33 protein-coding genes are annotated in these 26,262 nt (G+C 74.3%); 15 read left to right on the top strand and 18 right to left on the bottom strand.

What is annotated here, in order from left to right:
- Positions 1-19: 19 nt before the first annotated feature.
- Positions 20-469 carry a MarR family transcriptional regulator gene (locus PGB27_RS19880; protein WP_274202122.1) on the top strand — a complete coding sequence of 150 codons (450 nt, stop codon included), beginning with the start codon at positions 20-22 and terminating at the stop codon, positions 467-469.
- Positions 466-2,202, top strand: a complete 1,737-nt coding sequence (locus PGB27_RS19875; RefSeq protein ID WP_274202121.1) for an MFS transporter — start codon at positions 466-468, stop codon at positions 2,200-2,202. Before PGB27_RS19880 ends, PGB27_RS19875 begins: the two co-directional genes overlap by 4 nt.
- Positions 2,203-2,272: 70 nt before the next feature.
- On the opposite strand, the gene PGB27_RS19870 is transcribed toward PGB27_RS19875, so the two are convergent.
- The 7 genes from PGB27_RS19870 to PGB27_RS19840 form a co-directional block, all read right to left on the bottom strand.
- Positions 2,273-2,569, bottom strand: a complete 297-nt coding sequence (locus PGB27_RS19870; protein WP_274202120.1) for a hypothetical protein — start codon at positions 2,567-2,569, stop codon at positions 2,273-2,275.
- A gap of 210 nt (positions 2,570-2,779) precedes the next feature.
- Positions 2,780-3,160, bottom strand: coding sequence for a hypothetical protein (locus PGB27_RS19865; RefSeq protein ID WP_274202119.1), 381 nt, complete (start codon positions 3,158-3,160; stop codon positions 2,780-2,782).
- A gap of 231 nt (positions 3,161-3,391) precedes the next feature.
- Entirely contained in the window at positions 3,392-3,730 is a 339-nt protein-coding gene (locus PGB27_RS19860) for a hypothetical protein (RefSeq protein ID WP_274202118.1), read from the bottom strand.
- Between the two features lie 248 nt (positions 3,731-3,978).
- Entirely contained in the window at positions 3,979-4,377 is a 399-nt protein-coding gene (locus PGB27_RS19855; protein ID WP_274202117.1) for a hypothetical protein, read from the bottom strand.
- 215 nt (positions 4,378-4,592) lie between these two features.
- Positions 4,593-4,928, bottom strand: coding sequence for a hypothetical protein (locus PGB27_RS19850; RefSeq protein ID WP_274202116.1), 336 nt, complete (start codon positions 4,926-4,928; stop codon positions 4,593-4,595).
- 231 nt (positions 4,929-5,159) lie between these two features.
- Positions 5,160-5,480, bottom strand: coding sequence for a hypothetical protein (locus tag PGB27_RS19845; protein WP_274202115.1), 321 nt, complete (start codon positions 5,478-5,480; stop codon positions 5,160-5,162).
- Positions 5,481-5,597: 117 nt separating this feature from the next.
- On the bottom strand, positions 5,598-5,894 hold the full coding sequence (locus PGB27_RS19840; RefSeq protein WP_274202114.1) for a hypothetical protein: 297 nt from the start codon (positions 5,892-5,894) through the stop codon (positions 5,598-5,600).
- A gap of 432 nt (positions 5,895-6,326) precedes the next feature.
- Here PGB27_RS19840 and PGB27_RS19835 point away from each other — a divergent pair, with 432 nt between their 5' ends.
- A complete protein-coding gene (locus PGB27_RS19835) occupies positions 6,327-7,205 on the top strand; it encodes an acyl-CoA thioesterase (RefSeq protein ID WP_274202113.1) in 879 nt (292 codons plus the stop codon).
- Here PGB27_RS19835 and PGB27_RS19830 read toward each other — a convergent pair.
- The 4 genes from PGB27_RS19830 to PGB27_RS19815 form a co-directional block, all read right to left on the bottom strand.
- Entirely contained in the window at positions 7,183-7,668 is a 486-nt protein-coding gene (locus PGB27_RS19830) for an NUDIX domain-containing protein (protein WP_274202112.1), read from the bottom strand. The two genes, PGB27_RS19835 and PGB27_RS19830, sit on opposite strands and share 23 nt — an antisense overlap.
- A gap of 187 nt (positions 7,669-7,855) precedes the next feature.
- Positions 7,856-9,424: a flavin-containing monooxygenase gene (locus tag PGB27_RS19825; RefSeq protein WP_274202111.1), complete on the bottom strand. Its 1,569-nt coding sequence runs from the start codon at positions 9,422-9,424 to the stop codon at positions 7,856-7,858.
- Positions 9,417-10,439 (bottom strand): alpha/beta fold hydrolase, encoded by a 1,023-nt coding sequence (locus PGB27_RS19820; RefSeq protein ID WP_274202110.1) that lies wholly within the window; start codon positions 10,437-10,439, stop codon positions 9,417-9,419. Before PGB27_RS19820 ends, PGB27_RS19825 begins: the two co-directional genes overlap by 8 nt.
- Before the next feature lie 28 nt (positions 10,440-10,467).
- Positions 10,468-11,367 (bottom strand): AurF N-oxygenase family protein, encoded by a 900-nt coding sequence (locus tag PGB27_RS19815; RefSeq protein ID WP_274202109.1) that lies wholly within the window; start codon positions 11,365-11,367, stop codon positions 10,468-10,470.
- 107 nt (positions 11,368-11,474) lie between these two features.
- Here PGB27_RS19815 and PGB27_RS19810 point away from each other — a divergent pair, with 107 nt between their 5' ends.
- From PGB27_RS19810 to PGB27_RS19800, 3 genes are read left to right on the top strand one after another with little or no spacing between them, the layout of a single operon-like run.
- Positions 11,475-12,287, top strand: a complete 813-nt coding sequence (locus PGB27_RS19810; RefSeq protein ID WP_274202108.1) for a TetR/AcrR family transcriptional regulator — start codon at positions 11,475-11,477, stop codon at positions 12,285-12,287.
- On the top strand, positions 12,284-12,658 hold the full coding sequence (locus PGB27_RS19805) for a DUF4873 domain-containing protein (RefSeq protein ID WP_274202107.1): 375 nt from the start codon (positions 12,284-12,286) through the stop codon (positions 12,656-12,658). Before PGB27_RS19810 ends, PGB27_RS19805 begins: the two co-directional genes overlap by 4 nt.
- Positions 12,658-13,215, top strand: a complete 558-nt coding sequence (locus PGB27_RS19800; RefSeq protein ID WP_274202106.1) for a hypothetical protein — start codon at positions 12,658-12,660, stop codon at positions 13,213-13,215. The genes PGB27_RS19805 and PGB27_RS19800 overlap by 1 nt, the downstream gene beginning before the upstream one ends.
- A gap of 55 nt (positions 13,216-13,270) precedes the next feature.
- Here the strand turns inward: PGB27_RS19800 and PGB27_RS19795 are convergent, their stop codons facing one another.
- The 3 genes from PGB27_RS19795 to PGB27_RS19785 form a co-directional block, all read right to left on the bottom strand.
- Positions 13,271-14,767, bottom strand: a complete 1,497-nt coding sequence (locus tag PGB27_RS19795) for an FAD-dependent oxidoreductase (RefSeq protein ID WP_274202105.1) — start codon at positions 14,765-14,767, stop codon at positions 13,271-13,273.
- Between the two features lie 10 nt (positions 14,768-14,777).
- On the bottom strand, positions 14,778-15,689 hold the full coding sequence (locus PGB27_RS19790) for an AurF N-oxygenase family protein (protein ID WP_274202104.1): 912 nt from the start codon (positions 15,687-15,689) through the stop codon (positions 14,778-14,780).
- A 128-nt stretch (positions 15,690-15,817) separates the two neighbouring features.
- Complete coding sequence (locus PGB27_RS19785; protein ID WP_274202103.1) at positions 15,818-17,176, bottom strand: FAD-dependent oxidoreductase; 1,359 nt, start codon at positions 17,174-17,176, stop codon at positions 15,818-15,820.
- 196 nt (positions 17,177-17,372) lie between these two features.
- Between PGB27_RS19785 and PGB27_RS19780 the strand changes: the two genes are divergently transcribed.
- The gene (locus tag PGB27_RS19780; protein WP_274202102.1) at positions 17,373-17,651 is read left to right on the top strand and encodes a hypothetical protein; all 279 of its coding nucleotides are present in this window, start codon (positions 17,373-17,375) and stop codon (positions 17,649-17,651) included.
- 11 nt (positions 17,652-17,662) lie between these two features.
- On the opposite strand, the gene PGB27_RS19775 is transcribed toward PGB27_RS19780, so the two are convergent.
- On the bottom strand, positions 17,663-18,409 hold the full coding sequence (locus tag PGB27_RS19775) for a class I SAM-dependent methyltransferase (RefSeq protein ID WP_274202101.1): 747 nt from the start codon (positions 18,407-18,409) through the stop codon (positions 17,663-17,665).
- Positions 18,410-18,606: 197 nt separating this feature from the next.
- Here PGB27_RS19775 and PGB27_RS19770 point away from each other — a divergent pair, with 197 nt between their 5' ends.
- Together PGB27_RS19770 and PGB27_RS19765 are read left to right on the top strand one after the other, a co-directional pair.
- Complete coding sequence (locus PGB27_RS19770; RefSeq protein WP_274202100.1) at positions 18,607-18,849, top strand: hypothetical protein; 243 nt, start codon at positions 18,607-18,609, stop codon at positions 18,847-18,849.
- A 76-nt stretch (positions 18,850-18,925) separates the two neighbouring features.
- Positions 18,926-19,189, top strand: a complete 264-nt coding sequence (locus PGB27_RS19765; RefSeq protein WP_274202099.1) for a hypothetical protein — start codon at positions 18,926-18,928, stop codon at positions 19,187-19,189.
- A gap of 92 nt (positions 19,190-19,281) precedes the next feature.
- On the opposite strand, the gene PGB27_RS19760 is transcribed toward PGB27_RS19765, so the two are convergent.
- Positions 19,282-19,494, bottom strand: coding sequence for a DUF2795 domain-containing protein (locus PGB27_RS19760; RefSeq protein WP_274202098.1), 213 nt, complete (start codon positions 19,492-19,494; stop codon positions 19,282-19,284).
- 55 nt (positions 19,495-19,549) lie between these two features.
- Between PGB27_RS19760 and PGB27_RS19755 the strand changes: the two genes are divergently transcribed.
- The 4 genes from PGB27_RS19755 to PGB27_RS19740 are packed head-to-tail and all read left to right on the top strand — an operon-like array spanning position 19,550 to position 22,893.
- Positions 19,550-20,338, top strand: coding sequence for an FkbM family methyltransferase (locus tag PGB27_RS19755; RefSeq protein WP_274202097.1), 789 nt, complete (start codon positions 19,550-19,552; stop codon positions 20,336-20,338).
- On the top strand, positions 20,335-21,048 hold the full coding sequence (locus PGB27_RS19750) for a CDP-alcohol phosphatidyltransferase family protein (protein WP_274202096.1): 714 nt from the start codon (positions 20,335-20,337) through the stop codon (positions 21,046-21,048). The genes PGB27_RS19755 and PGB27_RS19750 overlap by 4 nt, the downstream gene beginning before the upstream one ends.
- Positions 21,049-21,065: 17 nt before the next feature.
- Positions 21,066-21,533, top strand: coding sequence for an HAD family hydrolase (locus PGB27_RS19745; protein ID WP_274202095.1), 468 nt, complete (start codon positions 21,066-21,068; stop codon positions 21,531-21,533).
- Positions 21,534-21,537: 4 nt separating this feature from the next.
- A complete protein-coding gene (locus PGB27_RS19740) occupies positions 21,538-22,893 on the top strand; it encodes a DNA polymerase IV (RefSeq protein ID WP_274202094.1) in 1,356 nt (451 codons plus the stop codon).
- 32 nt (positions 22,894-22,925) lie between these two features.
- On the opposite strand, the gene PGB27_RS19735 is transcribed toward PGB27_RS19740, so the two are convergent.
- Positions 22,926-23,492 (bottom strand): TetR/AcrR family transcriptional regulator, encoded by a 567-nt coding sequence (locus tag PGB27_RS19735; RefSeq protein ID WP_274202093.1) that lies wholly within the window; start codon positions 23,490-23,492, stop codon positions 22,926-22,928.
- 68 nt (positions 23,493-23,560) lie between these two features.
- On the opposite strand from PGB27_RS19735, the gene PGB27_RS19730 reads away from it, so the two are divergent.
- The gene (locus PGB27_RS19730; RefSeq protein WP_274202092.1) at positions 23,561-24,622 is read left to right on the top strand and encodes a zinc-binding dehydrogenase; all 1,062 of its coding nucleotides are present in this window, start codon (positions 23,561-23,563) and stop codon (positions 24,620-24,622) included.
- Between the two features lie 53 nt (positions 24,623-24,675).
- Here PGB27_RS19730 and PGB27_RS19725 read toward each other — a convergent pair whose 3' ends face one another.
- Positions 24,676-25,851, bottom strand: a complete 1,176-nt coding sequence (locus PGB27_RS19725; protein ID WP_274202091.1) for an epoxide hydrolase family protein — start codon at positions 25,849-25,851, stop codon at positions 24,676-24,678.
- 178 nt (positions 25,852-26,029) lie between these two features.
- Between PGB27_RS19725 and PGB27_RS19720 the strand changes: the two genes are divergently transcribed.
- The gene (locus PGB27_RS19720) at positions 26,030-26,257 is read left to right on the top strand and encodes a hypothetical protein (protein WP_274202090.1); all 228 of its coding nucleotides are present in this window, start codon (positions 26,030-26,032) and stop codon (positions 26,255-26,257) included.
- Positions 26,258-26,262 lie beyond the last annotated feature (5 nt).

The raw sequence follows: 26,262 nt of genomic DNA, 5'->3' as shown, positions 1-26,262 counted from the left end.
TAGGTGATACAACGGTTCGGTGACCGCACCGACCGACGCGCGCCTGGCCACCGCCGCCGCGCTCGACGCCTTCGCGGCGTGGGTCCTGCGCTCCACCGCGAGCCGTGACCTCAGCCTGACGACGGCGTCGACACTCGCGACGCTCGACCGCGACGGGCCCCAGCGCCTGTCCGACCTCGCCGTCCGCGAGGGCGTCACGCAGCCGAGCATGACCGCGCTGGTCACGCGCCTGGAACGCGACGGCCTCGCCACGCGCGGCGACGACCCGAGCGACCGGCGCGCCGTGGTCGTGACGTTGACCGACGCGGGCCGCGAGGTCCTCCACGCCCGGCGCACCCGCCGTGCGTCGCGGCTGGCGGACCTCCTCGACCAGCTCGGCCCCGAGGACCGCGCCGCCGTCGACGCCGCGGCCGGTGCCCTGTCACGCCTGACCCAGACCCCCGTCGACCCCTCGCGAGGAGCGTCGTGAGCACGTCCACCGACAGCCCGTTCCGCCAACCGAAGGCCGTCTGGGCCGTCGCCTTCGCCTGCGTCATCAGCTTCATGGGGATCGGCCTGGTCGACCCGATCCTGCCCGCGCTCGCCGAGCAGCTCGAGGCCACGCCCGCGCAGGTCTCGCTGCTGTTCACGAGCTACCTGCTCATCACCGCGGTCGCCATGCTCGTCACCGGCTGGGTCTCCAGCCGCATCGGTGCCAAGGCGACGCTGCTGACCGGCCTGACGATCATCGTCGTCTTCGCCGCCCTCGCCGGGGCGTCCGGTTCGATCGGCGAGATCGTGGGCTTCCGTGCCGGTTGGGGCCTCGGCAACGCCCTGTTCATCGCGACCTCGCTCGCGGTCATCGTCGCCTCCGCGAGCGGCGGTTTCGCCGGCGCAATCATCCTCTACGAGACGGCGCTCGGGGTCGGCATCGCGCTCGGTCCGCTCGTCGGCGGACTGCTCGGCTCGGTGAGCTGGCGGGCGCCGTTCTTCGGCGTCGCCGTCCTCATGGCGATCGCGCTGATCGCGACGCTGGTGCTGCTCGACAAGACCCCGAAGCCGGCGCGGACGATCGGGCTGCTCGACCCGCTCAAGGCGCTGCGCCACCGCAGCCTCGCGACGATCGCGCTGACCGCCTTCGCCTACAACTGGGGCTTCTTCACGCTGCTCGCGTACTCGCCGTACTCGATGGGCGGGCTCTCCGAGCTCGGCCTCGGCGGCGTCTTCACCGCCTGGGGCGTGCTCGTCGCGATCTTCGCGGTGTTCGTCGCCCCGGCCCTCGAGCGGCGCTTCGGCACCGTGCGCGTCCTCTACTTCGTCCTCGGGCTCCTCGCGGTGGACCTGCTCGTCATCGCCGCCTGGAACGACACCCCGGGCGTCGTCATCGGGGCGGTGATCGTCGCCGGCGCGATGATCGGCCTCAACAACACGTTGGTCACCCAGGCCGTCATGTCCGTGGCCCCGGTCGAGCGCCCCGTGGCCTCGGCGTCCTACAGCTTCGTGCGCTTCCTGGGCGGCGGGCTCGCCCCGTGGATCGCCGGCCTCCTCGCCGACGCGTTCCTGCCGAACACCCCGTTCTGGGTCGGCGCGGTGGTCGTCGCCGTCGGCGCGCTGGTGCTCGCCACCGCCCACCGCCTGCTGCGGCGCGTGGAGACCGGCGAGCTGACGGTGGGGGAGTCGACCGTCGAGGAGACGGGGGAGTCGGCACGGCCGGTCCTCGTGGCCGTCGACGGGTCGCCGCACGCGCCGGCGGTCGCGGCGGCGGGCGGCCGGCTCGCGACGCTGCTCGAGGCGCCGCTGGTCGTCGTGCACGTCCCGGAATCGGCCGTGGTGGACGCCGCGGCCGCCGCCGACACCGACACCGGGCCCGGCCTCGAGCGGTCCCTGGGCGCCGCGCGGGAGGCCGTCGGTCGGGACGCGACGGTGACCGCCGAGACCCTCGCGCCCGTCGTCGCCCACGACGGCGTCGGCGGCGCACTCGTCGCGGTGGCCCGGCGCCACCACGCCCGCGCCGTCGTCGTCGGGCGCCCGCGGGGCGGGGCGCTGGCCGCGCTCACCTCGCCGAGCGCCGACCGCGCGCTCTTCGAGGACGGTCCCTGCCCGGTCGTCGTCCTGCCCGACGGCGCCGTGGCAACCGGCGGGCGCGGTGATCGAAGTACCGATACGGACACTGATCGTCAGCAACGGCACTTCGCTGGCACCGCGGGCACGGTCGGGCGCTGACACCCCGGACACACGAACGGGCCCGGCCCACCGAGCGGTGGACCGGGCCCGTCGTCGTGCGGAGCGCGCCTCAGGCGGGGATGCCCGGGAGCTCGAACTGGCTCGGCAGCTCGGGCAGGAAGTCGGAGAGCGGCGGCACCGCGGGCAGGGTCGGCGCGTCCGGCAGGCCGGGCACCTCCACGCCGTTGAACGTGTTGCCCTGGCCGTTGCCCTGGCCGATGCGGTTGCCCGTGTCGACGCCGATGTTGCTGCCCTCGGACGTGACGTTGTTGTTCTCGTCGATGTGCGACTCGGCCGACGCGAACGGCGCGGCGGCGAGCAGGCCGGCGGTGACGCCGACGGTGACGACGCCCAGCTTCTTCAGCACGGGGACTCCTGTGTGGCTCGGGGGAAGGGAACGGCGCCGGACGGTGGAGGAGCGCGGCGCCGTGGTCTCGGACGGCTCAACGAGGCCGTGATGTCTTCGTGATCCGCGTGGGTGAGATCGACCCGATCGGGGGATCAACCTCGGGCCCGGAGCAGACGAAGGCCCGGCCACCGCGTGGTGACCGGGCCCTTCGTGAGCACCAGATGTTGCTCAGGCGGTCGGAGCGCCCTCGAGCGGGTTCGCGACCGGGGCCTCCCCTTCCTCCTCCTCGACGGGCGCCGCGACCTCGGGGCTCAGCACGTTCACGTCGACGACGTTGCCGCTGAGGTTGCCGTTGAGGATGTCGTTGCAGACGATGTTGGCCAGGTTGGCGCCGCCGATCGGGGCCTGCACGAGGGCGTTGCCCAGGAACGAGTCGCCGTCGATGCCGCCGTTGGCCTCGGCCGAGCCGCCGGTGACGTTGCAGTCGGCGCTGGCGTCGTGGTGCTTGTGGTGACCGTGGTGGCCCGACTCGTGGGCGGACGCGAACGGGGCGGCGACCAGCAGGCCCGCCGAGACGCCGACGGTGACGACGCTGAGCTTCTTCAGCACGAGAACTCCAGAGGTTGTGTCGGGGAGCGGCGTGGGCTGGATGGCTGGGGAGTGCGCCCCCACGCTCGGACGGCTCAACGAGGTGGTCATGCCGGTGTTACCGGTTTCCGCCCCGATGCCCCCGATCGTGGGATGGAGGCCGGGGAACACGGCGCCGATGAACCACGCCGACACACGACGACCCGGCCACCCCGTGGGTGGCCGGGCCGTCGCTGGTGCGCTTGCGCGCTCCTAGGCGGGGAGGGAAGGCAGGCCGCCGCCGAGGTCGACGTCGACGCTGTTGCCGCTGAGGTTCCCGTTGAGGATGTCGTTGCAGACGACGTTGCCCAGGTTGCTGCCGCCGACCGGGGCCTGCACGAGGGCGTTGCCCAGGAACGAGTCGCCGTCGATGCCGCCGTTGGCCTCGGCGGAGCCGCCGGTGACGTTGCAGTCCGAGCTCGACTCGTGGCTCGACTCGTGGCTCTCGTGGTGGTCGGACTCGTGGCTCGACTCGCTCGCGGACGCGAACGGTGCGGCGACCAGCAGGCCGGCGGAGACGCCGACGGTGACGACGCCCAGCTTCTTCAGCATGTCGACTCCTTGTTCGTCGGGGAGCGGACGCGACCCGCGCACCGGATGCGCACGGCACCGCGCCTCGGGAGGGACAACGAGGTCAGGCGGACCGTGCAACGATCAGGTAACGGGTGATCCCCGAACGAGTGACACGACACCCTGCGCAAACCTGCGGTGGCGAAGGAATTCAGGCCGTACCCCGGACAGACGAAGGCCCGGCCACCGATCGGATGACCGGGCCTTCGGGGTCCTGCGGGAGGGGATGCTCAGGTGGCGGTGATCTCCTCGTCGTCCGGCACCCCGTTGCCGTTGAGGTCCTCGGGATCGATGTCGACGCCGCCGGGCTCCTCGGTCTCCTCCTCGTCCGCGCTGAGGACGCTCACCTCGACGGTGTTGCCGCTGAGGTTGTCGTTGAGGATGTCGTTGCAGACGATGTTGGCCAGGTTGGCGCCGCCGATCGGGGCCTGCACGAGGGTGTTGCCCAGGAACGAGTCGCCGTCGATGCCGCCGTTGGCCTCGGCCGAGCCGCCGGTGACGTTGCAGGAGCCGGAGCTCTTGTGCTCGCCGTCGTGGTGGTGCCCGCCCTCGGTGGCGGAGGCGAACGGCGCGGCGGCCAGCAGGCCCGCGGTGACGCCGACGGTGACGACGCCCATCTTCTTCAGCATGCGAACTCCTGAGTGTCTGTCGGGGAGCGGGCGTGGGCCGAGCGGATGATGAGCACCCGGGCACGCCTCGGACGGCTCAACGAGAGCGCGACGCCGGCGGCACGACCGGCCGCGTCGCGACACCCGAAGGAGGGACAGCGCGCCGGATCGGCCCTCGACAGCACGACGGCCCGGCCACCGTGCGGTGGCCGGGCCGTCGTGGCGTCCGTCAGGACCTACACCGGCGGCGCGGGCAGCTCGGGCAGGAGGCCGCCGCCGATCTCGACGTCGACGGTGTTGCCGCTGAGGTTGTCGTTGAGGATGTCGTTGCAGACGACGTTCAGGGCGTTGGCGCCACCGACCGGGGCCTGCGCGAGGACGTTCCCGGCGAACGAGTCGCCGTCGATGCCGCCGTTGGCCTCGGCCGAGCCGCCGGTGACGTTGCAGTCCGAGCCCGCGCCGTGGCGCTCGTGGTCCGAGTCGTGGCCCGACTCGTGGGCGGAGGCGAACGGCGCGGCGACCAGCAGGCCGGCGGAGACGCCGACGGTGACGACGCCCATCTTCTTCAGCACGAGAACTCCTGGAAGGTGTCGGGGGAGCAGCGGCGGGACCGAATGGCTGAGCCCGCCTCGAACGGAGCAACGAGGACGTGATGTGTTTGGTGACGACCTCATCGGGGCTTACGCCCGATCGGGGCGGATCACGCCGGACGATCCCGGAACGCACGAAGGCCCGGCCACCGATCGGATGGCCGGGCCTTCGTCGTCGTACGGCGGACGTCCTCGCGGGACGTCGTCAGGACCTCAGAGCAGGTCGAGGGCGACGCTGTTGCCGCTGAGGTTGTCGTTCAGGATGTCGTTGCAGACGATGTTGCCGATGTTGGCCCCACCGATCGGCGCCTGGGCGAGGACGTTGCCCAGCACCGAGTCGCCGCTGATGCCGCCGTTGGCCTCGGCGGAGCCACCGGTGACGTTGCAGTCCGAGCTGTCGTCGTGGTGGTGGCTCTTCTTCTTGTGGTCGTGGTCGTGGTCGTCGCTGTGCGCCTCGCCGGCCGAGGCGAAGGGCGCGGCCGCGAGCAGGCCCGCGGTGACGGCGACGGTGACGACGCCTGCCTTCTTGAACATGTTTCCCCCAAGGAGATCGTCGGTACTGCTCGAGTGGTCGTGCAGGTGACGGATCGGGTCCCGAGCCGCCGGGACGAGCCGCGCGTCAGCGCGGCTCGTCCGCTCGCCGTGCAGTCCTCAGAGGACGTCGACGTCGACGGCGTTGCCGCTGACGTTGTCGTTGAGGATGTCGTTGCAGACGATGTTCAGGGCGTTGGCGCCACCGACCGGGGCCTGCGCGAGCAGGTTGCCGGCGAACGAGTCGCCGTCGATGCCGCCGTTGGCCTCGGCCGAGCCGCCGGTGACGTTGCAGGAGCCGGAGCTCTTGTGCTCGCCGTCGTGGTGGTGCCCGCCCTCGGTGGCGGAGGCGAACGGGGCGGCGGCCATGAGGCCGGCGGCCACGCCGACCGTCACGACACCCAGCTTCTTGATCACGTGAACTCCTCGTAGAGCTGTGTCGGGGAGCGGGACGACCGGATGGGTCCGCCCGCCTGTTGCGGGCACGGACTGCGGACGGTGTCCCCGCGGAGCCACGCCGGGACTTGATGGGTCCCGGGAGTGACGTCAGGGTGGTCAACGAGGGGGTCACGGCGCGGTTACGCAGGGAATCCGGACGTCGGTTTTCGGTGACGGTGAGTGCTCCCGCTCTGCTGCTCGGCAGCGCGGTCCGTGACCCGATCGGGCAGGCGTACAGACCCTGTCGGCCCAGCGGAAGCGTCGCGCGGCGACCGCGTCGCCGGTCACGCAGCCCGAACGGCGGTCTCGATGTAGCGAGCGCCACCGACGCGCTGGGTGACGGGTCCCGGGCGCGCTGGGCCGCTCGTGCGCGACGATGACCGCCGGTCGGCGGGACGAGAGGCGGTCGGTGTGGGTCAGGCGCTGCGGGAGCTCGTCGACGACGTGCTCGACCTCGAGCGCATCGAGCGCGACATCTTCCGGGGGCGGAGTCCCCGCGAGTCGTTGCTGCGCGTCTTCGGGGGCCAGGTCGCCGGGCAGGCCATGGTGGCCGCCGGACGCACCGTCGACGACGACCGGGGCGTGCACTCGCTGCACGGGTACTTCCTGCGTCCCGGTGACCCGTTCGCCCCGATCGTCTACGAGGTGGACCGCACCCGCGACGGGCGCTCCTTCACCACCCGCCGCGTCACCGCCGTCCAGCACGGCGAGACGATCTTCACGATGTCGGCGTCGTTCCAGCGCCCCGAGGAGGGCGTGGACCACCAGGCGCCGATGCCGGAGACGCCCGGCCCCGACGGGTTCCCCCGCCGCGACATGCCGCCGGTGCCGCGCGACGAGCCCGCGTTCACCACGACGGGGCGGGCGCTGACCTGGCCGCTCGACGTCCGCTACGTCGACCACTCGCCGTGGGACGAGACCGAGGACCGCGACCCGCGCAACCGGGTGTGGGTGCGCGCCGACGGGGAGCTGCCCGACCCGGGGTCGTCGGGCGGACGCCTGCTCCACGTCTGCGTCCTCACCTACGCCAGCGACCTGACGCTGCTCGAGGCGGCGGTGTTCCCGCACGTCGTCGGGGGTGCGGCGTCCGGTGAGGTCAGCCTCGCGAGCCTCGACCACGCCGTCTGGTTCCACCGCCCGTTCCGCGCCGACGAGTGGCTGCTCTACGTGCAGGAGTCGCCGAGCGCCGGCGGCGGCCGGGGCCTGGCGGCGGGCCGCTTCTACACGCGCGACGGGGTGCTCGTCGCCTCCGTCGTGCAGGAGGGGCTCATCCGGCGGCGTCGCTCCTGACCGGGAGGCCGTGCTCGAGGTACGGGCCGGTGGCCCCCGCGACGGTGCTGCCCACGCGCCGGGCGAGCGGCGGGGGCAGGTGGTCGGCGAGGTCGTCGGGCGCCACCCACGCCCACGCGTCGAGCTCGTCGGCCTGCAGCACGATGCGGTGCTCGTCGTCGCCGAGCAGCCCGCCGTCGAAGAGGAACAGCAGCTTGTCGTGGCCGCCGACGTCGGTCCAGTCGACGGTGAGCAGCGGCCCGGGCACCTGGTCGAGCCCCAGCTCCTCGAGGACCTCCCGGCGGCACGCCACCGCCGGCGCCTCCCCGGTCTCGACGAGCCCGCCCGGCACGTCCCAGCCCGGCTTGTAGGTCGGGTGGACGAGCAGCACGCGCCCCTCCGGATCCCGGTAGATCGCGCCGGCGGCGACGAGGGGGCGGGCGGCGCCCGTCGGCGTCCAGGGCGGTGCGGGCGGCAGGGTCACGCCCTCCGACCCTACGAGCGGTGTCGGCGAGGCACGGCGTGTCTCAGCCTGGGGTCCACGCCGGCGTCAGACGTCAGGAGAAGCCCCACGATCTTGAGACAGGGCCGAGCCGCGAGCTGGGGGAAAGACTGACGTTCGATGTCAGCGTGGACGCCACGCTGACAACACACCGTGCGTCGCGCCCCGGTCAGCCGACGCCGGCGGGGGCGGGCGGGGCGGGGGCGGGCTCGCCGGTCCCCGCGACCTCCGCCTCGTCCACCGCGTCGGCCGCGCGGCCGAAGAACTCGAAGTCGGTGGTGTCGACGTGCCGGGTCTCCCACCAGTACCGCACCGTGAACCCGGGCCAGATCGTGCGGTTGACCCCGGCGGCGTCCAGGTACCAGCTCGTGCAGCCGCCGCGGGTCCAGATGCCCTTCTCCAGGCGCTGCTGCACCGCGGCGTTGGACCGCTGCTGCACCTCGGCGCGCACGTCGAGCCCGCCCATGCCGCTCGCGTGCACCGCGGTGATCGCCTGCGCGACGTAGCGCGTCTGGCACTCGATCATGAACACGACCGAGTTGTGGCCGAGGCCGGTGTTGGGCCCGAGCAGGAGGAACAGGTTGGGGAAGTCGGCGACCGTCATCCCCAGGTGCGTCGCCATGCCCTCGGCGGCCCAGGTCTCGCGCAGCGTCCGCCCGCCCCGGCCGGTGATCTCGAGCCCGTCGTAGGCGTCGGTGACGTGGAAGCCCGTGCCGTAGATGATGACGTCGACGTCGCGCTCGGTCCCGTCGCCGTCGACGATCGAGCTGCCGCGCACCTCGCGGACCCCGCTCGTGATGACGTCGACGTCCGGGCGGGCGAGCGCCGGGTAGTAGTCGTTGGACACGAGCACGCGCTTGCAGCCGATCGAGTAGTCCGGCGTCAGCTTCGCGACGAGCTCCGGGTCGTCGATCGAGCGCTTGATGTGCTGGGTCGCGAGCCACTCGACCGGCTTGAGCAGCGCCGGGTTCGCGTTGAACCCGACGGCCCGCGACTCCAGCGCGGCGTACATCGCGGCGCGGTAGGCGCGGTGCACGCCCGGGTGGCGCGCGAGGAAGCGCCGGCGTGCGCCCGACAGCGGCCGGTCGCCCTTGGGCAGCACCCAGGCCGGCGTGCGCTGGTAGAGCTGCACCTCGGCGGCGACCCCGGCGATCTGCGGGACGAACTGGATCGCGGACGCCCCGGTGCCGATCACCGCGACCTTCCTGCCGCGCAGGTCGACGTCGTGGTCCCAGCGCGCGGAGTGGAACGAGGCCCCGGTGAAGGTCTCGGCGCCGGGCAGGTCGGGCGTCTTCGGCAGGTGCAGCGCGCCGAGCCCGGAGACGAGGAAGCGCGCGGTCCAGGTACGCCCGCCGCGGGTGCGCACCGTCCAGGTCCGCCGCTGCTCGTCCCACGTCGCGCCGGTCATCTCCTGCCCGAAGCGCACGTGCCCGCGCAGGTCCTCGTCGTCGGCCACCCGCTCCAGGTAGGCGCGGATCTCCGGCTGCGGCGAGTAGGAGCGCGACCAGTCGGGGTTCGGGACGGTCGAGAGCGAGTACATGTGCGACGGGATGTCGCACGCGCACCCGGGATAGGTGTTGTCGCGCCACGTGCCGCCCAGCGCGTCGGCCTTCTCGAGCAGCACGACGTCGGTGATCCCCGCCCGGCGCAGCGCGAGGAGCTGCCCGAGACCGGCGAACCCCGAGCCGACGACGACCACCTCGTGGACGCTGTCCTGGTCGGTGACCGACTCAGGCATCGACGGGCTCGCCACGGGCGGGGTCCTCCTCGGTGATGACGGCGGTGGGGGCGGGAGTGGGGACGGGAGTGGGGACGGCGGGCGCCGCGAGGAGCCCGGCGACGTGCGCGGCGACCTCGTCGGCGCGCTCCAGGTTGATCATGTGTCCGGCCCCGGGCAGCAGCACGATGCGCGCGTCGGGCAGCGCCTCGGCGATCGCCCGCGCGTGGCGCTGGGGGCAGAGGCGGTCGTGGTCGCCGACGAGCACGACGGTCGGCGTGCCGCGCAGCGCGGTGAGGAACGAGCGCCGGCGGTGCTCGGCGATCGACATCCGGAAGGCCGCGACGCTCGGCGGGTGCGCCGCGAGCGCCTGCTCGGCGACCGACAGGACGTCGGCGCGGCGCGGGTGCCGGCCGAAGACCAGCGCGCGCACCACGCCGGCGAGCGCGGTGGCGCGGGCGCGCGGGCGGGCGCCGCCGGCCCGGCCGACGTCGCCGATCTCCCCGGCGGGCGCGCGGTGGCCGAGGCGGGCGGTCAGCGGGACGAGCACCTGCTCGCCGCGGGCCACCAGCCGTCCGCGCCGGCCGGACAGCCCGAGGTCGAGCCGGTCCATGTCGTCGCTGGCGGTGGCGACGAAGGCGACCCCGACGACCCGCTCGGCCACCAGCTCGGGATGGCGCTCGGCCAGGGCCATGAGCGTCATGCCCCCCATCGAGTGGCCGGCCAGCACGAGCGGGCCGTCGGGGATGCGGTCACGGATGAGCGCGGCGAGGTCATCGGCGGCGGTGCCGATGGTCGCCGTGCCCTCGGCCGCGGCGTCGGACCCGCCGTGACCGCGGTGGTCGTAGCGCACGATGCGGGAGGTGATGCCCGTGCGGCGCAGGTCGTCGACGACCCGGTCCCACGTCCGGAGGTCCTGCGACCACCCGTGCACCAGCACGAGCGTCGGGCGGCCGTCACGACCGTCCTCCCCGGCGTCGCCGACACGCAGCCGCGTGCCGTCCGGGGTCGCGAACCGGTCGACCGTCTCCCGCACCACGGGGCTCCCCTCGTCGCGCTCGCCGTCAGCTCTCACCCAGGAGGAACGATCGACGCCACCAGGTCATGCCCGGGCGACCGACGAGCCCCGCCTGGTCGAGGAACGGCATGATCTTCTCGCCGCCCCAGCGGATCATCTCGTGGTGGTGCGGGTTGCCGAGCGCGGCTCGACGGCCCTCGGCGGGATCGATGCCGACGGCGGCGTAGACCTTCGGGTTGATGAGGCTGCGCGTCACGAACATCGAGATGTAGGCGATGATGAAGCGCTGGTACGCCAGCTCGGCGCGCGAGAGCCCGGCCATCCCGCGGGTGACCTCGTCGCGGGCGAAGGAGACGTGGCGCGCCTCCTCCATGATGTGGATGCGGTTGACCTGGCGCATGAGCGGCTGGATGCGCTCGTCCTCGGCCTGCTCGCGCTGGAGCCGGTCGAGCACCTCCTCGGCCACGAGGATCGCGCCGTAGGCCGCGGGCCCCCAGCTGACCACCGAGAAGAGCTTGCCGAGGCGGCGGATCGACTCCCGCGGCCCGTAGGGCTCGACCCCGGCGGTGTCGACCATGCGCGCGAACATCTGCGAGTGGCGGCACTCGTCGGCGACCTCGGTGAGCGCGAACTGGGCGCGCGGCGTGGTCGGGTCCTCGGCGTAGAAGTCCTTGAGCAGGCGCTGCATGAGCAGGACCTCGAACCACAGGCCGACCGACGCGACGCTGCACGCCTCGTGCTTGCCCAGCTCGACGCGCTGCGCGGGGGTGAGGCGCTCCCAGAGCTCCGTGCCGTAGAGCGAGACCCGGTGCTCCGGGACCCAGATCTTGTCGGCGGGCAGTGGGGCGTCCCAGTCGATGTCGACGGCCGGGTCGTACGACTTCTTCGCCGACGACTTCAGCAGCCGTGCCGCCGTCGCGTGGCGGTCCGCCGTGGGGGCGCTCATGGCTGGGGGTCCTCCTGCTCGCCGGCTGCTGTCCCGTACACCGGGTAACCCGCACTTCCTGTACGTCTTACCCGTGGTAACTGTAACTGGTGGTAGCCTGCGGAACCGTGCCGGACGATGTCAAGCCGAACCGCCCCGGGAACGCCCCCTCGCGTGACGGGCGCCGCACGCGGTGGGAGAAGCACCGCGCCGAGCGGCGGGCGGAGTTCGTCGAGGCCGCGATGCGCGTCCTCGCCGACGTCGGGCCGGACTTCGGCATCGAGCAGGTCGCGCTCGAGGCCGGCGTCACGAAGCCGGTGCTCTACCGGCACTTCTCCGACAAGGCCGACCTCGTCGAGGCGATGGGCGAGCGGGCCACGGAGATCCTCCTGGACCGGCTGATCCCCGCGCTGAACAGCGAGGAGGCGCCGCTCCCGCGCATCCGCAAGTCGATCGACGCCTTCTTCGGGACGCTGGACGACTACCCGAACCTCTACTGGGTGCTGGCCCGGCACACGCCGATCGACGGCCGCGGCTCCGACGTGGTGCGCGAGGACAAGGAGATCATCGCGACCGCGCTGTCGGCGATGCTGGGCGACTACCTGCGCGCCTTCGGCCTCGACTCCGGACCCGCCGAGCCGTGGGCGTACGGCGTGGTCGGGTTCGTGCAGAACACGGCGGAGTGGTGGCTCGACCGCCAGTCCATGAGCCGTGAGAGCGTCACCGAGTACCTGACGACGCTCGTGTGGGCGGCCATCGACGGCTTCGCCCGCCAGCACGGCGTCACGATCGATCCCAACGTCCCGCTCGAGATCAACAAGGTGGTCCAGCTCCGAGCGGGCAGCGACCGGGTCCCGGCGGCGCCGGGCACCGGTCGGGCCGGTGGTCGCACCACCACCGGGGGCAGTACCGATCGAGCAGTGAGGAGCCCGGAGCGATGACGCCAGCGGCAACACCCGAGCACGACCGGCACGACCACGGCGAGCACGACGAGGACGGCCACCGCGGGCCGGCCACCCTCGTCGTCGACGGCACCTCCTACGCCGTCGACGTGACGCTCGTGGGCCACTTCGAGCCCCTCGACGGCCGCTACCACTGGTACGGGCGCGTGGCGGCGCACGACGAGCTGCACGCGGCGCTGGGCGGGAAGAAGCACGCCGCACGCGTGACGACCCCGGCCGGCACGGCCGACGGCGAGCTCTCCGACGTCGACCCCTGGGGCCGCTACCGGCTCGCGGGCACGTCGACGCCGCCGTTCGCGGTCGGGTCGGCGGGTGTCCCCGCGGCCGCCGCCACGGTCGGGGCGGTCTGATGGCGGCCCCCGGCGAACGACGCGCCGAGGGCCGGGAGATCGCCGAGCGGGAGGCCGCCGCGCACGGCCTGTCGCTCGACGACGTCCTGGCCGTCGCCACCCCGCACCGCGCCGTCTCCGTCGTCACCGGCCTCCTCGGGCCCACGGTCGACTTCGGCCCGGTCCCGGCCGGCCCGCACGGCATGGCCACCGCGTCGGCCACCGGCACGGTCGGGCGGCTCACCGCCTGGCGCGACGGCGTCACCCGCGTGATCGTGTGCGTCCCGGTCGCCCTCGACGTCACCGTCGTGGTCGGGTCGCGCTCGATCCCCGCGGAGGTCGACCTCGTGGTCCGCGTGGGCCTGGTCGGCCGCGCGGCGCCGGGCGCGGTGGAGATCGACGTCGACCCGGTGCGCAGCGAGGACATCGACGCCGACATCCGCACCCGTGGCGTGGGCGGGGTGTTCCTGCGCCGCCTCGGCGACCTGGACGCGGAGATCCGCCACCACGTCGGCGTGCACGTCGCCACCGTGCTCGCGACGCCCGAGGCCGTGGCGGAGTGCCGGATCGCGGTCTGACCCACCCTCGTGAGCGGACTTTCCAGCGATACCTGGAAAGTCCGCTCACGAGGGGTCAGGCGCGGCGCAGGAAGCCGCGGCGGCGGGGCTTCGCGCCGACGAGGTGCTGCTTGCCGTCCTCGATGAGGGCGGCGACGGTCTCGGCGGCGTCGCGGCGGTTGGTGCCGATGCCGCCGCCGGGCCCGCGCTTGATCCAACCGACGACGTAGGTGCCCGGCCGCCCGTCGACGCGCCCGGCGTGGTTCGGGACGGTGCCGGTCTCCTCGTCGAACGGCAGGCCCGCGAGCGGGCGCCCGCGGTGGCCGATCGCGCGCACGACGAGCCCGGTCGCGAGCTCGCCCGGCCCGTCCGGCCCGCCGACGCGGATCGCGGTCACCCGGTCTTCGCCGACCAGCGCCTCGGGCGGCGCGTGGAAGCGCAGGACGACCCGGCGGCGCTCGCCGGCCGCCGGGACGTCGTCCACCCGGACGCGCGGCACGCCCTGCAGCAGCGCCGCGTGCTCGCCGGGCGCCGCGGCGTCGATGGTCTCGCCGACCCGCGGGTCGTGGTCGTCGACGACGACGTCGAGGTCGTCGCGACGCAGGAGCGCGAGCAGCTCCCCGCGCGTGTAGGCGGCGTGCTCCGGGCCGCGCCGGGCGAGCAGCACGACCTCGCGCACCCGGCTCGCCCGCAGCCGCTGCAGCACCGCCGGGGCGAAGGCGCCGTCGAGGCGCGCGGGGTCGGCGGCGAGGATGCGGGCGATGTCGAGCGCGACGTTGCCGGTGCCGACGACGACCGCCCGCGCCGGGTCCACCGTGTCCACCGGCACCGCGTCGGCGTCGATCTCGGGGTGGCCGTTGTACCACCCGACGACGGTGGTCGACGCCAGGTGCCCGGCCAGGTCCTCGCCGGGCACGCCCAGGGTGCGCGCGGTCGGCGCGCCCACGGCGTAGACCACCGCGTCGTGGCGCCGCGCCAGCTCGTCGACGGTGACACCGCTGCCGACCTCCACGCCGAGGCGCAGCCGCAGTCGGTGGTGGTCGTGGTAGCGGGCGAACGACTCGCCGATGCGCTTGGTGTCGGCGTGGTCGGGCGCGACCCCGAACCGCACGAGCCCGCCCGCGACCGGCAGCCGGTCGTAGAGCGTGACCTTGGCCGTGGTGTGCAGCAGCAGGTCCTGCACCGTGTACATCCCGGCCGGCCCGCTGCCGACCACCGCCACGTCGAGCGTCGGGAAGTCCGCCGGCAGCACCCGGTCGAACCGCACCGGTCCCCACGCGTGGAACAGGGGCGAGCCCTCCGGCGGCGCGGCGGGCTCGGTGCCGGCGAAGTGCTCGGCGTTGATCGCGGGGTAGTCCGCGAGCGCGCCGGTCAGCGTCTCGGCCGGGAACACCGCGTCGACCGGGCACACCTCCGCGCACGCCCCGCAGTCGATGCACGTGCGCGGGTCGACGTAGAGCATGTCGGTGGTGCCGAAGTCGGGCTCGTCGGGCGTGGGGTGGATGCAGTTGACCGGGCACGCCGTGACGCACGAGGCGTCCGTGCAGCACAACTGCGTGATCGCGTACGGCACGGCGCGATGTCTACAGGACGTGCGCGGCGCGGTAGAGCACCTTCGCCGGAGCGGTGAGCAGCCCGGCCGAGTCGAGGAACTCCATGAGCCCCGCGCAGCTCGAGCGCAGCAGGGCCTGGTGGTTCTGGTTGCGCCTCGCCTCGCGGCGCGCACGCTTCGGGTCCAGGCCCGCGTTCTCGTAGACCTTGCCGTTCCACATGCTCGTGACGATGAAGTAGCCGGCGAAGGCGACGACGAGCGCGTTGAACCGGCGACGAAGGGGGCCGGCGCCCCGCAGGCGCTCGCGGGTCTCCTCGCGGGCGAAGCGCATGTGGCGCGCCTCCTCGACCACGTGGATGTTGTTGATCGTGCGCGCGAACGGGGCGACGCGCTCGTCGCGCATCCAGTCGCGCTGCATGACGTCGAGGACCTCCTCGGCCACGAGGATCGCGGCGTAGGCGGCCTCACCCTTGGCGAGGGTCTTGAACACCCGCCCGCCCTCGATGACGTGGCGCGGCGGGCGGTACGCCGGGGCGCCGAGCTTCTCGGCGCCGCGGGCGAACATGATCGAGTGCCGGCACTCGTCGGCGATCTCGGTGAGCGCCCACTGGAACGCCGGGTCGGTCGGGTCCTTCGCGTAGAAGTCCCGGATGACCATCTGCTGCAGGATCATCTCGAACCAGATGCCGGTGCTCGCGACCGACGCCGCCTCCTGGCGGGTCAGCGCCGCGCGCTGCTCCTCGGTCATCTCGTCCCAGTAGGCGGTGCCGTAGAGCGTGCTCCACTCGGGGCTCGCGCCGTGGTGCAGCGGGTCGACCGGGCTGTCCCAGTCGACCTCGCGCAAGGGGTCGTACGAGAGCTGACCGGCTGAGTCGAGCAGCCGTTCGGCGACGTCCGCCCGGTGGTCGCCGAGGGTGGCGGCGTCCTGCTCCGCGGTCGTCATGTCTGTCTCTCCTCCTGGCCGGACTTGCGGTCACCGTTACCTGCAGTAGGTGATACCCAAGGTAACAGTGACACCATGTCCGGCCGGAGCGAGGTGTGGCCGCGCTCACCGAGACCGCGGCCACGCCGTCAGGGGCGGCTGAGCTTCGTGAGCTCCTCGCGGTCGACGACCTTGACCCGCGGACGGCCGTGCGGCTCGCCGCGGCCGCGCTCGTGGGCGTCGATGGCTTCCCACCCGGTCTGGTCGACGAGGTCGGCGCAGCGCTCGCGCAGCCAGCTCTCGACGGCCGCCCGGTGCTCGTCGTCGCGCTCGGCCGGCGCACGGTCGGCCAGGTCGGCGACGAGGTGGCGGACGGTCTCGTTGGCGTCCTTCTTGTTGGTGCCGATGATCCCGGTGGGCCCGCGCTTGATCCAGCCGACGACGTACTCGCGGTCGCGGCCGGTGATGCGGCCCTCCTCGTGGGGCACCGTGCCCGTCTCGTCGTCGAACGGGACGCCGGGCAGCGCCATCCCGCGGTAGCCGACGGCCCGCAGGACCAGGCCGGTCGCGACGGTCTCGCGCTCGCCGGTGTCGACGGCGCGGGTGCGCCCGTCCTCGCCGGTCTCGAGCCGGTTGACGCCGAGCACGATCTCCTCGACGCGCCCGTCGCCCCGGATCTCGACCGGCGAGCGCAGGAACCGGAACACCATGCGGTGCCCCGCGGCGGGGTCGGGGCCCTTCTCGGCGAACCCGCGCAGGATCTCCAGGTTGCGCCGGGTGCCCTTGGTCAGGGTGTCGTCGTCGGCGATGCCGGCGGGGACCTGCTCGGGGTCGACGTCGACGGCGAGGTCGTCGATGTCGGCGAGCTCGCGCAGCTCGGTGGTGGTGAACGCGGCCTCGCGCGGCCCGCGGCGCCCGCAGATGAGGGCCTCGCGCACGCTCGAGGCGACGAGCGCGTCGAGGGCGTGGTCGGCGGTGTCGGTGGCGCGCAGGTCGGCCTCGGGGAGCAGCACCATGCGCGCGACGTCGAGCGCGACGTTGCCCGCGCCGATGACGACGGCGCGCTCGGTGTCCAGCGGCGGCGCGAGGTCGACGTGGTCGGGGTGGCCGTTGTACCACCCGACGAAGTCGACCGAGGCGATGCTGCCGGGCAGGTCCTCGCCGGGGATGCCCAGGCGGCGCTCGGTCTGCGAGCCGACGGCGTAGACGACGGCGTCGTAGCGCTCGAGCAGCTCGTCGCGGGTGATGTCCTCGCCGAGGTGGACGTGCCCGAAGAACCGGAAGCCCTCGCGCCGGGCGGTCTTGTCGTACTGCGCGGACACCGACTTGATCTTCGGGTGGTCGGGGGCCACCCCCGCACGGACCAGGCCCCAGGGCGTGGCCAGCCGGTCGAACATGTCCACCCGCACGTCGAGATCCGCGTCCAGTAGCGCGGCCGCGGCGTAGAAGCCCGACGGCCCGGAACCGACGACGGCGACGTGGTGGGGTCGCGTCGCGTGATTCTCCACGCGATCATCGTGGCCCACAGGGACGCAGGGCGCACCCGTCCACTCCGGTCCGTGATCCCGCCACGCCGGGGTCGACACGCCGACGGACGAGTGATCCCGAGTCGGGGCGTGGCCCGCCGACGCCTCGGTCGAGTGGTCACTCCATGGGATCACCGAGCGCGAGAAGGGCCCGTCACCAGGGCTAACGTCGTCCGCGATGATCAGCGACGAGAACGGTGCGCTCGAGGACACGGGCACGGCGCCGCGGCCGTGGCGCCGGGGGCTCGACGTCCTCGACGACTACGCCGGTGGTGGCGTGCTGTCCGAGGAGCTCGCCGACGACCTCGTCAACGACCTCGTCGGCCTGGTCGGCGCCGCGCGCCCGCGACGGCACCGCCGCAGCCCGCACCACGGCACCCGGCCCGGCCCGCAGCCCAGCCGCCCGGCCGTGACGCCGCCGCCGATCCGGCCGCGGCTCACGGTCGTCCGGGACTGATCCGGACCGGACTACCGCTTCACGGCGACGAGCACGAGGTAGGACAGCTCGTTCCCGGCCATGCTCAGGCGGTGCCGGAAGCGTCGCCGCACGAGGGTGTGCGACGGGTGCGCCGACCCGGCGGTCGCCTCGATCATCGCCTCGACGTCGGTGATGTCGTGGTCGGCCTCCCCGCCGGCCAGGGTGAGCGCGAGGAACGACCCCGGCGGGAACGCCTCCCACAGCTGCGCGAGGGCGTCGACCGGCACGTGGCCCTCACCGACCGCGCCGGCGGCGACGAGCGCGGTGAGGCCCTCCTCGTGCACCAGCCGGGTCACCTGGTCGACGTCGAGCCGCTCGCCGACGAGGTAGTGCCGGTAGAGCCCCGGGCGGTCGCGGTGCGCGGCGTCGCGGGCCTCGGGGATGCCGTCGGCGCCGGCGACGACGGTGACGCCGCGATCGCGCAGCTCCTCGCCGACGACGCCGTTGCCGGCCCCGAGGTCGAACGCGCGCAGCTCGCCCACCGGGCGGCCCTCGGCCTCCGCGGCCTCGACGAGAGCGCCGGCGACGGTGGCGGGCGACGCGCACTCCAGGCGGTGCTGGACGACCTCCTCGTACAGCCCGGGCACGTCGTAGACCCGCGCGTAGTCGTGCAGCGTGATCCGTTCGTCGGTGCCGTCGGGGTGGTGGAGCACGAACTCCTCCTGCGCCTGACGACGCCCCGGGGTGTCGTCGAGCTCCACGGTCCAGCCGGTCGCGGGCTCCCTCGCTGTGGCCATGGCGGCCATCATGCAGGTCCTCCGCGGTCCTCGGCTGTGGTGAACGTCCCGGTCGGCGGCCTGTGGCCTGGGTCCCCCTGCCGTTTCCGGCGTGATCCCCGTCGGTCACCCTCGGGAGGTCAGGCAGCGCGTCGACGTCGCCGCCGCACACGACCCGGGTCGGCCGGTCCTCCGGCCGCCGCAGGGGAGGTCCGTCCATGAAGGCCGTTCCCGCTCACTCGCCCGTCGCCCAGCTGATGCGTCCGGGCGCGCGTCCGCAGGCCGCGGACGTCACCGCCGACGACCGCGAGCACGCCGTCACCGTCGTCTGCCACCTCCTGCACGCCGACTGCGAGCAGTGGAGCTGGACCACGCACCAGGCCGACGCCCACCGCCGCGAGGCCGTCCGCATCGTCGGTGCCCTCACCCGGGAGGGGTGGGCACCTCACTCGGCCGCCTGACCGGTCCCGTTCGTCACTCCGGACGGCGGGTACATTTCTGCTCCGATCGGCTCATCCCGGGCCGGAAGGGGTGGGCATGGGCATCGAGGTGGACGGCGTCGAGATCCACGAGACGTCGCGTGGATCCGGCGCCGCCTGGCGGTGGAGCTCCCAGGGCCCGTCGACCATCGACTACGAGATCCAGTGGGTGGAGAACAAGGACACGTTCCTGTACTCCACGCGCGTGCGCCCGGGCGGCTGGAACGTCTCGCAGCTCGACCCGAACACCTGGGTCGGCGACGGGACGCTCGAGGGCGCCCGGGACATGGTCGAGCGGGGCCTGCCGACGCTGCCGCACTGACGCTCGCCGGTCCGGCGCGGCTCCGAGCAGCGAACGACGCCCTCGCTGCCTGCTGGGCAGCGAGGGCGTCGTCCGTACCGTGGTGGTGGCGCTCAGTTGTTGCTGCCGCCGAGGACCCCGGCCTCGCTGAGCTTCGCCATGACGGCGTTGGGGCCGTCGAACTGCTGCTTGTCGAGGCCCTTGAGCGTGTCGACGAGCTGCTGGTCCGCACCGTTCGAGCTCGCGTGCGAGGCCAGGTCGTCGGGCCCGCCCGGGTACTGGAACCCGGCGAGCGTCTTCTGCACCTGCGTGACGTCGTAACCCATGGGGCGCGGGTAACCAGCCGACCCGACGGACAACCGCTCACCTACCCTCGGTCGGGTGCTGGTCCGAGCCGCCGGGATCGCCCGCTCCCTCGCGATGTACCACGGCATCCCGGGGCGCCAGCGGCGGATGCGCGCGTTTTACGGGCAGTTCCTCGGGCCCGGGGACCTCGCCGTCGACGTCGGCGCGCACGCCGGCAACCGGGTGCGGGCGTGGCGGGCCCTGGGCGCGCGGGTCGTCGCCGTCGAGCCGCAGCCGGACTTCGTGCGCCTCCTGCGCCTGTTCTTCGGCCGCGACCCGGAGGTGACCGTGGTCCCGTCGGCGCTCGGCGCGCGCCCGGGCACCGCCGAGCTGGGCATCTCCCGGGCGACGCCGACGGTCTCGACGGTGTCGGCGGCCTGGCGGGACACGGTGTCCGGCGATGCGGGGTTCACGTCCGTGCGCTGGCAGGACACGGTCACCGTGCCGGTCACGACCCTCGACGAGCTCGTCGCCACCCACGGCGTCCCGGCCTTCTGCAAGATCGACGTGGAGGGGTTCGAGGCGGAGGTGCTCGCCGGCCTGTCGCGCCCGCTGCCGGCACTGTCGTTCGAGTACCTGCCCGCGGCCCACGACGCCGCGCTCGACGCGCTGGCCCGCGTCGAGGCGCTCGGGCCGCACCGCTACCGCTACTCGCCGATCGAGACGATGCGCTGGGACACCACCGCCGGCGACCGCTGGCTCGACGCGGACGAGCTCGTGGCGCTGCTCGACCGGCGTCGCCCGCTGGGGCGCTCGGGCGACGTCTACGCCCGCCCGCACGGCGGTGCCGCGTCCCCGGAGATCCGGCATCCTGGACCGTCGTGACCCGCCGCTCCCTCGCCACGCCCGTGGCCGTCCAGCTGCTGGCGTCGGGGGGCCTGCTGGCCGGGGTGCTCGCGCTGCTCGCGGCCGTCGTCGGGGTCGGCGTCGTGGGCCTCGGGGTCGCGGTGCTGGTGGCCGTCGTCGCCGTCGTGCTGGTGGTCCGGGCCGCGGCCCGGGCGGGGGTCCCGACGCTGGGCCCGGCCGGGAGCGTGACGCTCGCGCGCGGCGCGCTCGTGGTCGCCGCGGTCGCGCTCGTCGGTCGCGACACCGCGTCCGCCGCGCTGGTCACGCTGACCGTCGTCGCGCTCGCCCTCGACGGGGTCGACGGCCCCGTCGCCCGGCGCACCGGGACCGCGTCGGCGCTCGGCGCCCGGCTCGACGTGGAGACCGACGCGCTCCTGCTGCTGGTGCTGGCCGTGCACGTCGCGCTGGTCACCGGGGCGCCGTGGGTGCTGGCGGTGGCCCTGCTGCGCTACGCGTTCGTCGCGGCCGCGCGGGTCCTGCCGTGGCTGCGGGGCCAGCTGCCCGTGCGGCGGTCGGCGAAGGTGGTGGCGGCGCTGCAGGGCGTGGCGCTCATCGTCGCGGCGGCCGGGGTGCTGCCGGTGGGCGTCGAGCTCGCGCTGGTCGCGGTGGCCCTGGTCGCGCTGGTGTGGTCGTTCGGGGTGTCGGTGGTGTGGCTGTGGCGGGCGGCCGGCGCACGTCCGGTGCACTGACGCCAGACTCCAGGACCGTGGCGCCCCCGTTCCCCGCCGTCGTGCTCGACCTCGACGGCACGCTCACCGTCCCCGGCACCACCCGGGCCGCCCCCGGGGTGGTCGCTCTGGTCGAGGCCCTGCACGCGCGCGGGGTGCCGCTGGCGGTGGCGACGTCGGCCTCGACGCCGGTGGCGCGCCGGGTGCTCGACGAGCTGGGCCTGCTCGGGTGCGTCGACAGCGTCGCCGGGCGCGGGCTCGACGGCGTCGACGCGGGCAAGACCGCGGTGGTGGGCGAGGCCCTGCTCGGCCTGGGCATCGCCGCGGCCGAGCCCGGCACGCCGATGCTCGGCGACAGCCCGGTCGACCTCGCGGCCGCGCGCGCCCACGACCTCGTCCCGGTCGGCGTGGCCTGGGGCGGCTCGCGGCCCGACGCGCTGCGCGCGGCCGGCGCGCGCGTCGTGCTCGAGCACCCGGACGAGCTGTGGGCCCTCGGGGCATGCTGAGCACGTGCCCCGCTGGGTCCTGCACCTCGACCTCGACTCGTTCTTCGCGTCGGCCGAGCAGCTGACCCGTCCGACGCTGCGCGGGCGCCCGGTGCTCGTCGGCGGGCTCGGGCCGCGCGGCATCGTCGCCGGCGCGAGCGGCGAGGCGAAGGCGTGCGGGGCGCGGTCGGCGATGCCGATGGGCCAGGCGCGCCGGCTCTGCCCGCACGCCACCGCCCTGCCCCCGCGCACCGCGCTCTACCGGGTGCTCTCCGAGCGGTTCTTCGGTGTCGTGCGGGCGTGGGCGCCGGTGCTCGAGCAGATCGCCTACGACGAGACCTTCGCCGAGCCTGAGGCGCTCGCCGACGCGGACGCCGACGACGTGCGCGCCTTCGCCGAGCGCCTGCGGGCGGAGGTCCGCGAGGTCACGGGGCTGGCGGTCTCGGTCGGCGCGGGCTCGGGCAAGCAGGTCGCCAAGATCGCGTCAGGGCTGGCGAAGCCGGACGGCGTCCACGTCGTCGCCCAGGGCGGGGAGCGGGCGCTGCTCGACCCGCTGCCGGTGCGTGCGCTCTGGGGGATCGGCCCGGTCGCCGAGGCCACGCTGCACCGCAGCGGCGTCGAGACCGTGGCCGCGCTCGCCGCGATGGACCTCGCCGACGTCACCGCCCTGCTCGGCAGCGCCGTCGGCACCGGGCTGCACCGGCTCGCGCGCGGGCTGGACGACCGGCCGCTGGTCGAGCGGGGCGAGGCGAAGCAGGTCAGCGCGGAGACGACGTTCGACGCCGACCTCTCGGACCTCGGCGCGGTGCGGGCGGCCGTCGCCGAGCTGGCCGAGGGCGCGCACCGGCGGCTCGTCGCCTCGCACCGGGCCGCCCGCACCGTCAGCGTGAAGATCCGCAGCGCGTCGTTCGGGACGACCAGCCGCGCCGAGACCCACGCCGACGCCACCACCGACCTCGCGACCCTCACCGACACCGCCCAGCGCCTCGCCGTCGCCGCCCTGCCCGACGCCGGCGTGCGGCTCGTCGGCGTCTCGTTCTCCGGGCTCACGACGGCCGTGCAGGAGGCGCTCTTCCCGGGGACGCCCGCACGGTCCCCGTCGCCGGCGCCGGACCCCGCGCCGGACCACGCGCCGGACCCCGCGCCGGTGGAGGCGCCCGAGGAGCCCGAGCCGGGGCGCGAGTGGCGCACCGGCGACGACGTCGCCCACCCCGAGCACGGCCACGGCTGGGTGCAGGGCGCCGGGCACGGTCGCGTCACCGTCCGCTTCGAGACCGCCGCGACCGGCCCCGGCCGCGCCCGCACCTTCCGCGCCGCCGACCCGGCCCTCACCCGTGCCGACCCGGTCGCGGCGCTCGACCGGGTGCCTCCGCCCATGTGAGCAGTGGGCACGGCGATAGCCGTGCCCACTGCTCACGAGCGCGCTGCGGACTCCACGAGCGCCCGCGCCGCCGCCGTCGCCACCCGCGGCGCGTCCGGCGTCGCCGCCGCGGCGTAGGCGACCATCGCGCCCTCGTGCAGGACGAGCAGCTGCAGCGCGAGGTCGGGGTCGGTCAGGCCCGCCCGGGCCAGCTCGGTCGCGAACAGCTCCCGCAGCCAGCGCTTCTCGTCGTCGATGACGGCGCGGCCGGGATGGTCGGCGCGGTCCAGCTCGGCGTAGGCGTTGACGAACGCGCAGCCGCGCTCCGCGTCGACCATCCACGACTCGAGCACCGCGAACGGCGCCAGGGCCCGGCGCACCGGATCGGTCTCGGCCTCGACCGCGGCGGTCACCCGTTCCCGCCACCGCTCGTCACGGGCCCGCAGGTAGGCGGCGACGAGCTCGTCCTTCGACCCGAACCGGTCGTAGAGCGTGCGCTTGGTGACCCCCGACTCGGCCGCGATCGTGTCCACGCCGACCGCGTGGATGCCGCGCGCGTAGAAGAGCTCGGAGGCGACCTCGAGGATGCGCCGGGCACCGGGCGTCAGCGTCGTCGTCATGGGGATGCACTCACAGATCTGTGTACCGTGGGGGGCGGTTCACAGATCAGTGTAGTCGAGGAGGGGTCATGACGGCGGTGCCCGAGACGATGCAGGCCGCGGTGCTCACGGGCTTCGGGGGACCGGAGGTGCTGGAGGTCCGCGCAGTTCCCGTGCCCCGGCCCGGCGCGAGCGAGGTGCTCGTGCGCGTGGGCGCGGCGGCGCTCAACAACACCGACATCTGGACCCGCCGGGGCGCGTACGGCCTGCCCGGCGACCCCGATGCCCTCGCCGGGTGGCGCGGGCCGGTCGACTTCCCCCGCATCCAGGGCGGCGACATCGCCGGCGAGGTCGTGGCCGTCGGCGACGGCGTCGACCCCGCCCGGGTCGGCCGGCGGGTGCTCGTCGACCCCGCGTTCTACGACGGCCCGGGGCCCGACGCGAGCCCGGTCGGCCTGCTCGGCAGCGAGGCCGACGGGGGGTTCGCGCAGTACGCCCTGGTCGCCGACGGGCGCGCGCACGACGTCACCGACTCCCCGCTGTCCGACGAGGAGCTCGCGGCTCTGCCGGTCGCGTACGGGACGGCGGCCGGGATGCTCGCGCGCGGCGGGATCGGTGAGGGCGAGACGGTGTTCGTCACGGGCGCCTCGGGCGGCGTGGGCCTGGCGGCGGTGCAGCTCGCGACGGCCCGGGGCGCGCGGGTCGTGGCGCTGACCGCGCCGGCCAAGGAGCAGGCCGTGCGCGAGGCCGGTGCGGCGGCCGTCGTGCACCGGGGCCCCGACGCGTCCGTCGTCGCGGCGGCCGTGCGGGAGGCCGCGGGCGGTCCGCTCGACGCCGTCGTCGACGTCGTCGGCGGGGCGCTGCTGCCGGCTCTGCTCGAGCACGTGCGCGACGGCGGGCGCTGGGTCGTGGCGGGCGCCATCGCCGGCGCGCGCGTCGACCTCGACCTGCGCCGGCTCTACCTGCACAACGTCAGCCTCGTCGGCTCGTCGATGCACACGCCGGCGCACTTCGACGAGCTCGTCGCCGACGCCCGCGCCGGCCGGGTCCGCCCGCTCGTCAGCGCGACCCACCCGCTGGCGGCGATCCACACCGCCCAGGAGGAGTTCGCGGCGGCCGAGCGCGTCGGGAAGATCGTCGTGCGCCCGTGATCAACGGGGACCTCGCGCGCGTAGAAGCAGCGAGATACCCGTTCGCTGCGATCTCAGGCGCGCGCGAACGCCGTCCGCAGCTCGTCGACGAAGTCGCCCGGGACCTCGAGGGAGGCGAAGTGCCCGCCGGTGGGCAGGACGTTCCAGTGGCGCAGGTCGCGGAAGCGCGCCTCCACCCACGCCCGCGGCGGCTTGGCCATCTCCGCCGGGAAGATCGAGACCGCGCTCGGGACGGTCACCGGCGAGTCGACGTCGGTGCCCCCGAAGCTCTCCCAGTACAGCCGCGCCGAGGAGGCCCCGGACGCGGTGAGCCAGTAGATCGCCGCGTTGTCGAGCACCCGGTCGCGGGGCACGCCGCCGAAGCCGTCGCCGTCGGTCCAGGCGACGAACTTCTCGGCGATCCACGCGAGCTGGCCCGCGGGGGAGTCGACGAGGCCGTAGCCCAGCGTCTGCGGGCGGGTCCGCTGCTGGGCCGAGTAGCCCGAGCCGACCCGGCGGAACTCCTCGGTCCCGGCGAGCCAGCGCCGTTCGGTGTCCGACAGCTCCGACATCGACGCGTCGTCGAACCCCTCCGGGCGGCGGACCATCGGCATCGTCGTGTGCATCATCGCGACGCGGTCGGGGTGCCGGACGGCGAGCGCGGTCGTGACCATCGCGCCCCAGTCGCCGCCCTGCGCGAGGAAGCGGTCGTAGCCCAGCCGGCTCATCAGCCCGGCCCAGGCGTCCGCGATGCGCTCCACGCCCCATCCCCGACCCGTCGGCTTGTCGCTGAACCCGAAGCCGGGCAGGGACGGCGCGACGACGTGGAAGGCGGGCAGGGGCTGACCGTCGGGACCGTCGCCGGGGTCGACGAGGGCGTCCAGGACGTCGAGGACCTCGACCACCGAGCCGGGCCACCCGTGGGTGACGATCAGTGGCCGAGCGTCACGACGCGGTGACCGAACGTGCAGGAAGTGCACGCCGAGACCATCGATCGCGGTGCGGAACTGACCACGACGGTTGAGCTCGTCCTCGACGCGGCGCCAGTCGTGCTCCTCGAGCCAGGCCCGGCAGAGCTCGCCGACCGCGTCGAGGCCAATGCCCTGCGACGGATCGGTCGCGGGCTCGGGCAGGCGGACGCGCCGCAGTCGTTCCCGCAGGTCAGCGAGCTGCTCCTCGGGCACGTCGAGCACGAACGGCACGACCTCGACGGCCGGATCGCCGGCGGGCACGGGAGCGTCAGCGGCCACGAGAGATCACCGTATCCACGCCGCCGGACGGCCGCCGGGCGACGCGTCCGATCCGGCGATGGCCGCGCACCGGTGCGACACGCCGACGGCTGGAGTTCATGACCCGAACGAGCCAACTTCGTGCCGAGGTGTCACGCGGGGCCTCATGGTGGCGATGCACGAGGTGGAGGTGATCAGCATGCTGAACGATCGATCCGCGGCCCTGCTCGCCGCGGCGGCGGACCTGGACGAGTGCGACGGCTACGTCGTCCTGATCTTCGACCCGGAGACCGGCGAGCTCGACGCGCACGGTCCGTACGAGGGCGTCGAGGCGACCCTGCGCGCGGAGGAGATGCGGCGCGAGTTCGACGGCGACGGCCTGCCGGACGTGCACATCCGCATCTCGCGGCTGCACAGCCCCCGCTGAGGGTC

Source organism: Actinomycetospora lemnae, assembly GCF_028737315.1.
GTDB lineage: Bacteria > Actinomycetota > Actinomycetes > Mycobacteriales > Pseudonocardiaceae > Actinomycetospora > Actinomycetospora lemnae.
This window is presented reverse-complemented; position numbering and strand designations above follow the sequence as displayed.

Coding starts and splice junctions, on each gene's coding strand:
- PGB27_RS19765 (WP_274202099.1), top strand. CDS start 18,926: ATGGGCATCGAGGTGGACGGCGTCGAGATCCACGAGACGTCGCGTGGA.
- PGB27_RS19845 (WP_274202115.1), bottom strand. CDS start 5,480: ATGTTCAAGAAGGCAGGCGTCGTCACCGTCGCCGTCACCGCGGGCCTG.
- PGB27_RS19730 (WP_274202092.1), top strand. CDS start 23,561: ATGACGGCGGTGCCCGAGACGATGCAGGCCGCGGTGCTCACGGGCTTC.
- PGB27_RS19825 (WP_274202111.1), bottom strand. CDS start 9,424: ATGCCTGAGTCGGTCACCGACCAGGACAGCGTCCACGAGGTGGTCGTC.
- PGB27_RS19860 (WP_274202118.1), bottom strand. CDS start 3,730: ATGCTGAAGAAGCTGGGCGTCGTCACCGTCGGCGTCTCCGCCGGCCTG.
- PGB27_RS19805 (WP_274202107.1), top strand. CDS start 12,284: ATGACGCCAGCGGCAACACCCGAGCACGACCGGCACGACCACGGCGAG.
- PGB27_RS19720 (WP_274202090.1), top strand. CDS start 26,030: ATGCTGAACGATCGATCCGCGGCCCTGCTCGCCGCGGCGGCGGACCTG.
- PGB27_RS19800 (WP_274202106.1), top strand. CDS start 12,658: ATGGCGGCCCCCGGCGAACGACGCGCCGAGGGCCGGGAGATCGCCGAG.
- PGB27_RS19855 (WP_274202117.1), bottom strand. CDS start 4,377: ATGCTGAAGAAGATGGGCGTCGTCACCGTCGGCGTCACCGCGGGCCTG.
- PGB27_RS19775 (WP_274202101.1), bottom strand. CDS start 18,409: ATGGCCACAGCGAGGGAGCCCGCGACCGGCTGGACCGTGGAGCTCGAC.
- PGB27_RS19770 (WP_274202100.1), top strand. CDS start 18,607: ATGAAGGCCGTTCCCGCTCACTCGCCCGTCGCCCAGCTGATGCGTCCG.
- PGB27_RS19780 (WP_274202102.1), top strand. CDS start 17,373: ATGATCAGCGACGAGAACGGTGCGCTCGAGGACACGGGCACGGCGCCG.
- PGB27_RS19760 (WP_274202098.1), bottom strand. CDS start 19,494: ATGGGTTACGACGTCACGCAGGTGCAGAAGACGCTCGCCGGGTTCCAG.
- PGB27_RS19790 (WP_274202104.1), bottom strand. CDS start 15,689: ATGACGACCGCGGAGCAGGACGCCGCCACCCTCGGCGACCACCGGGCG.
- PGB27_RS19735 (WP_274202093.1), bottom strand. CDS start 23,492: ATGACGACGACGCTGACGCCCGGTGCCCGGCGCATCCTCGAGGTCGCC.
- PGB27_RS19815 (WP_274202109.1), bottom strand. CDS start 11,367: ATGAGCGCCCCCACGGCGGACCGCCACGCGACGGCGGCACGGCTGCTG.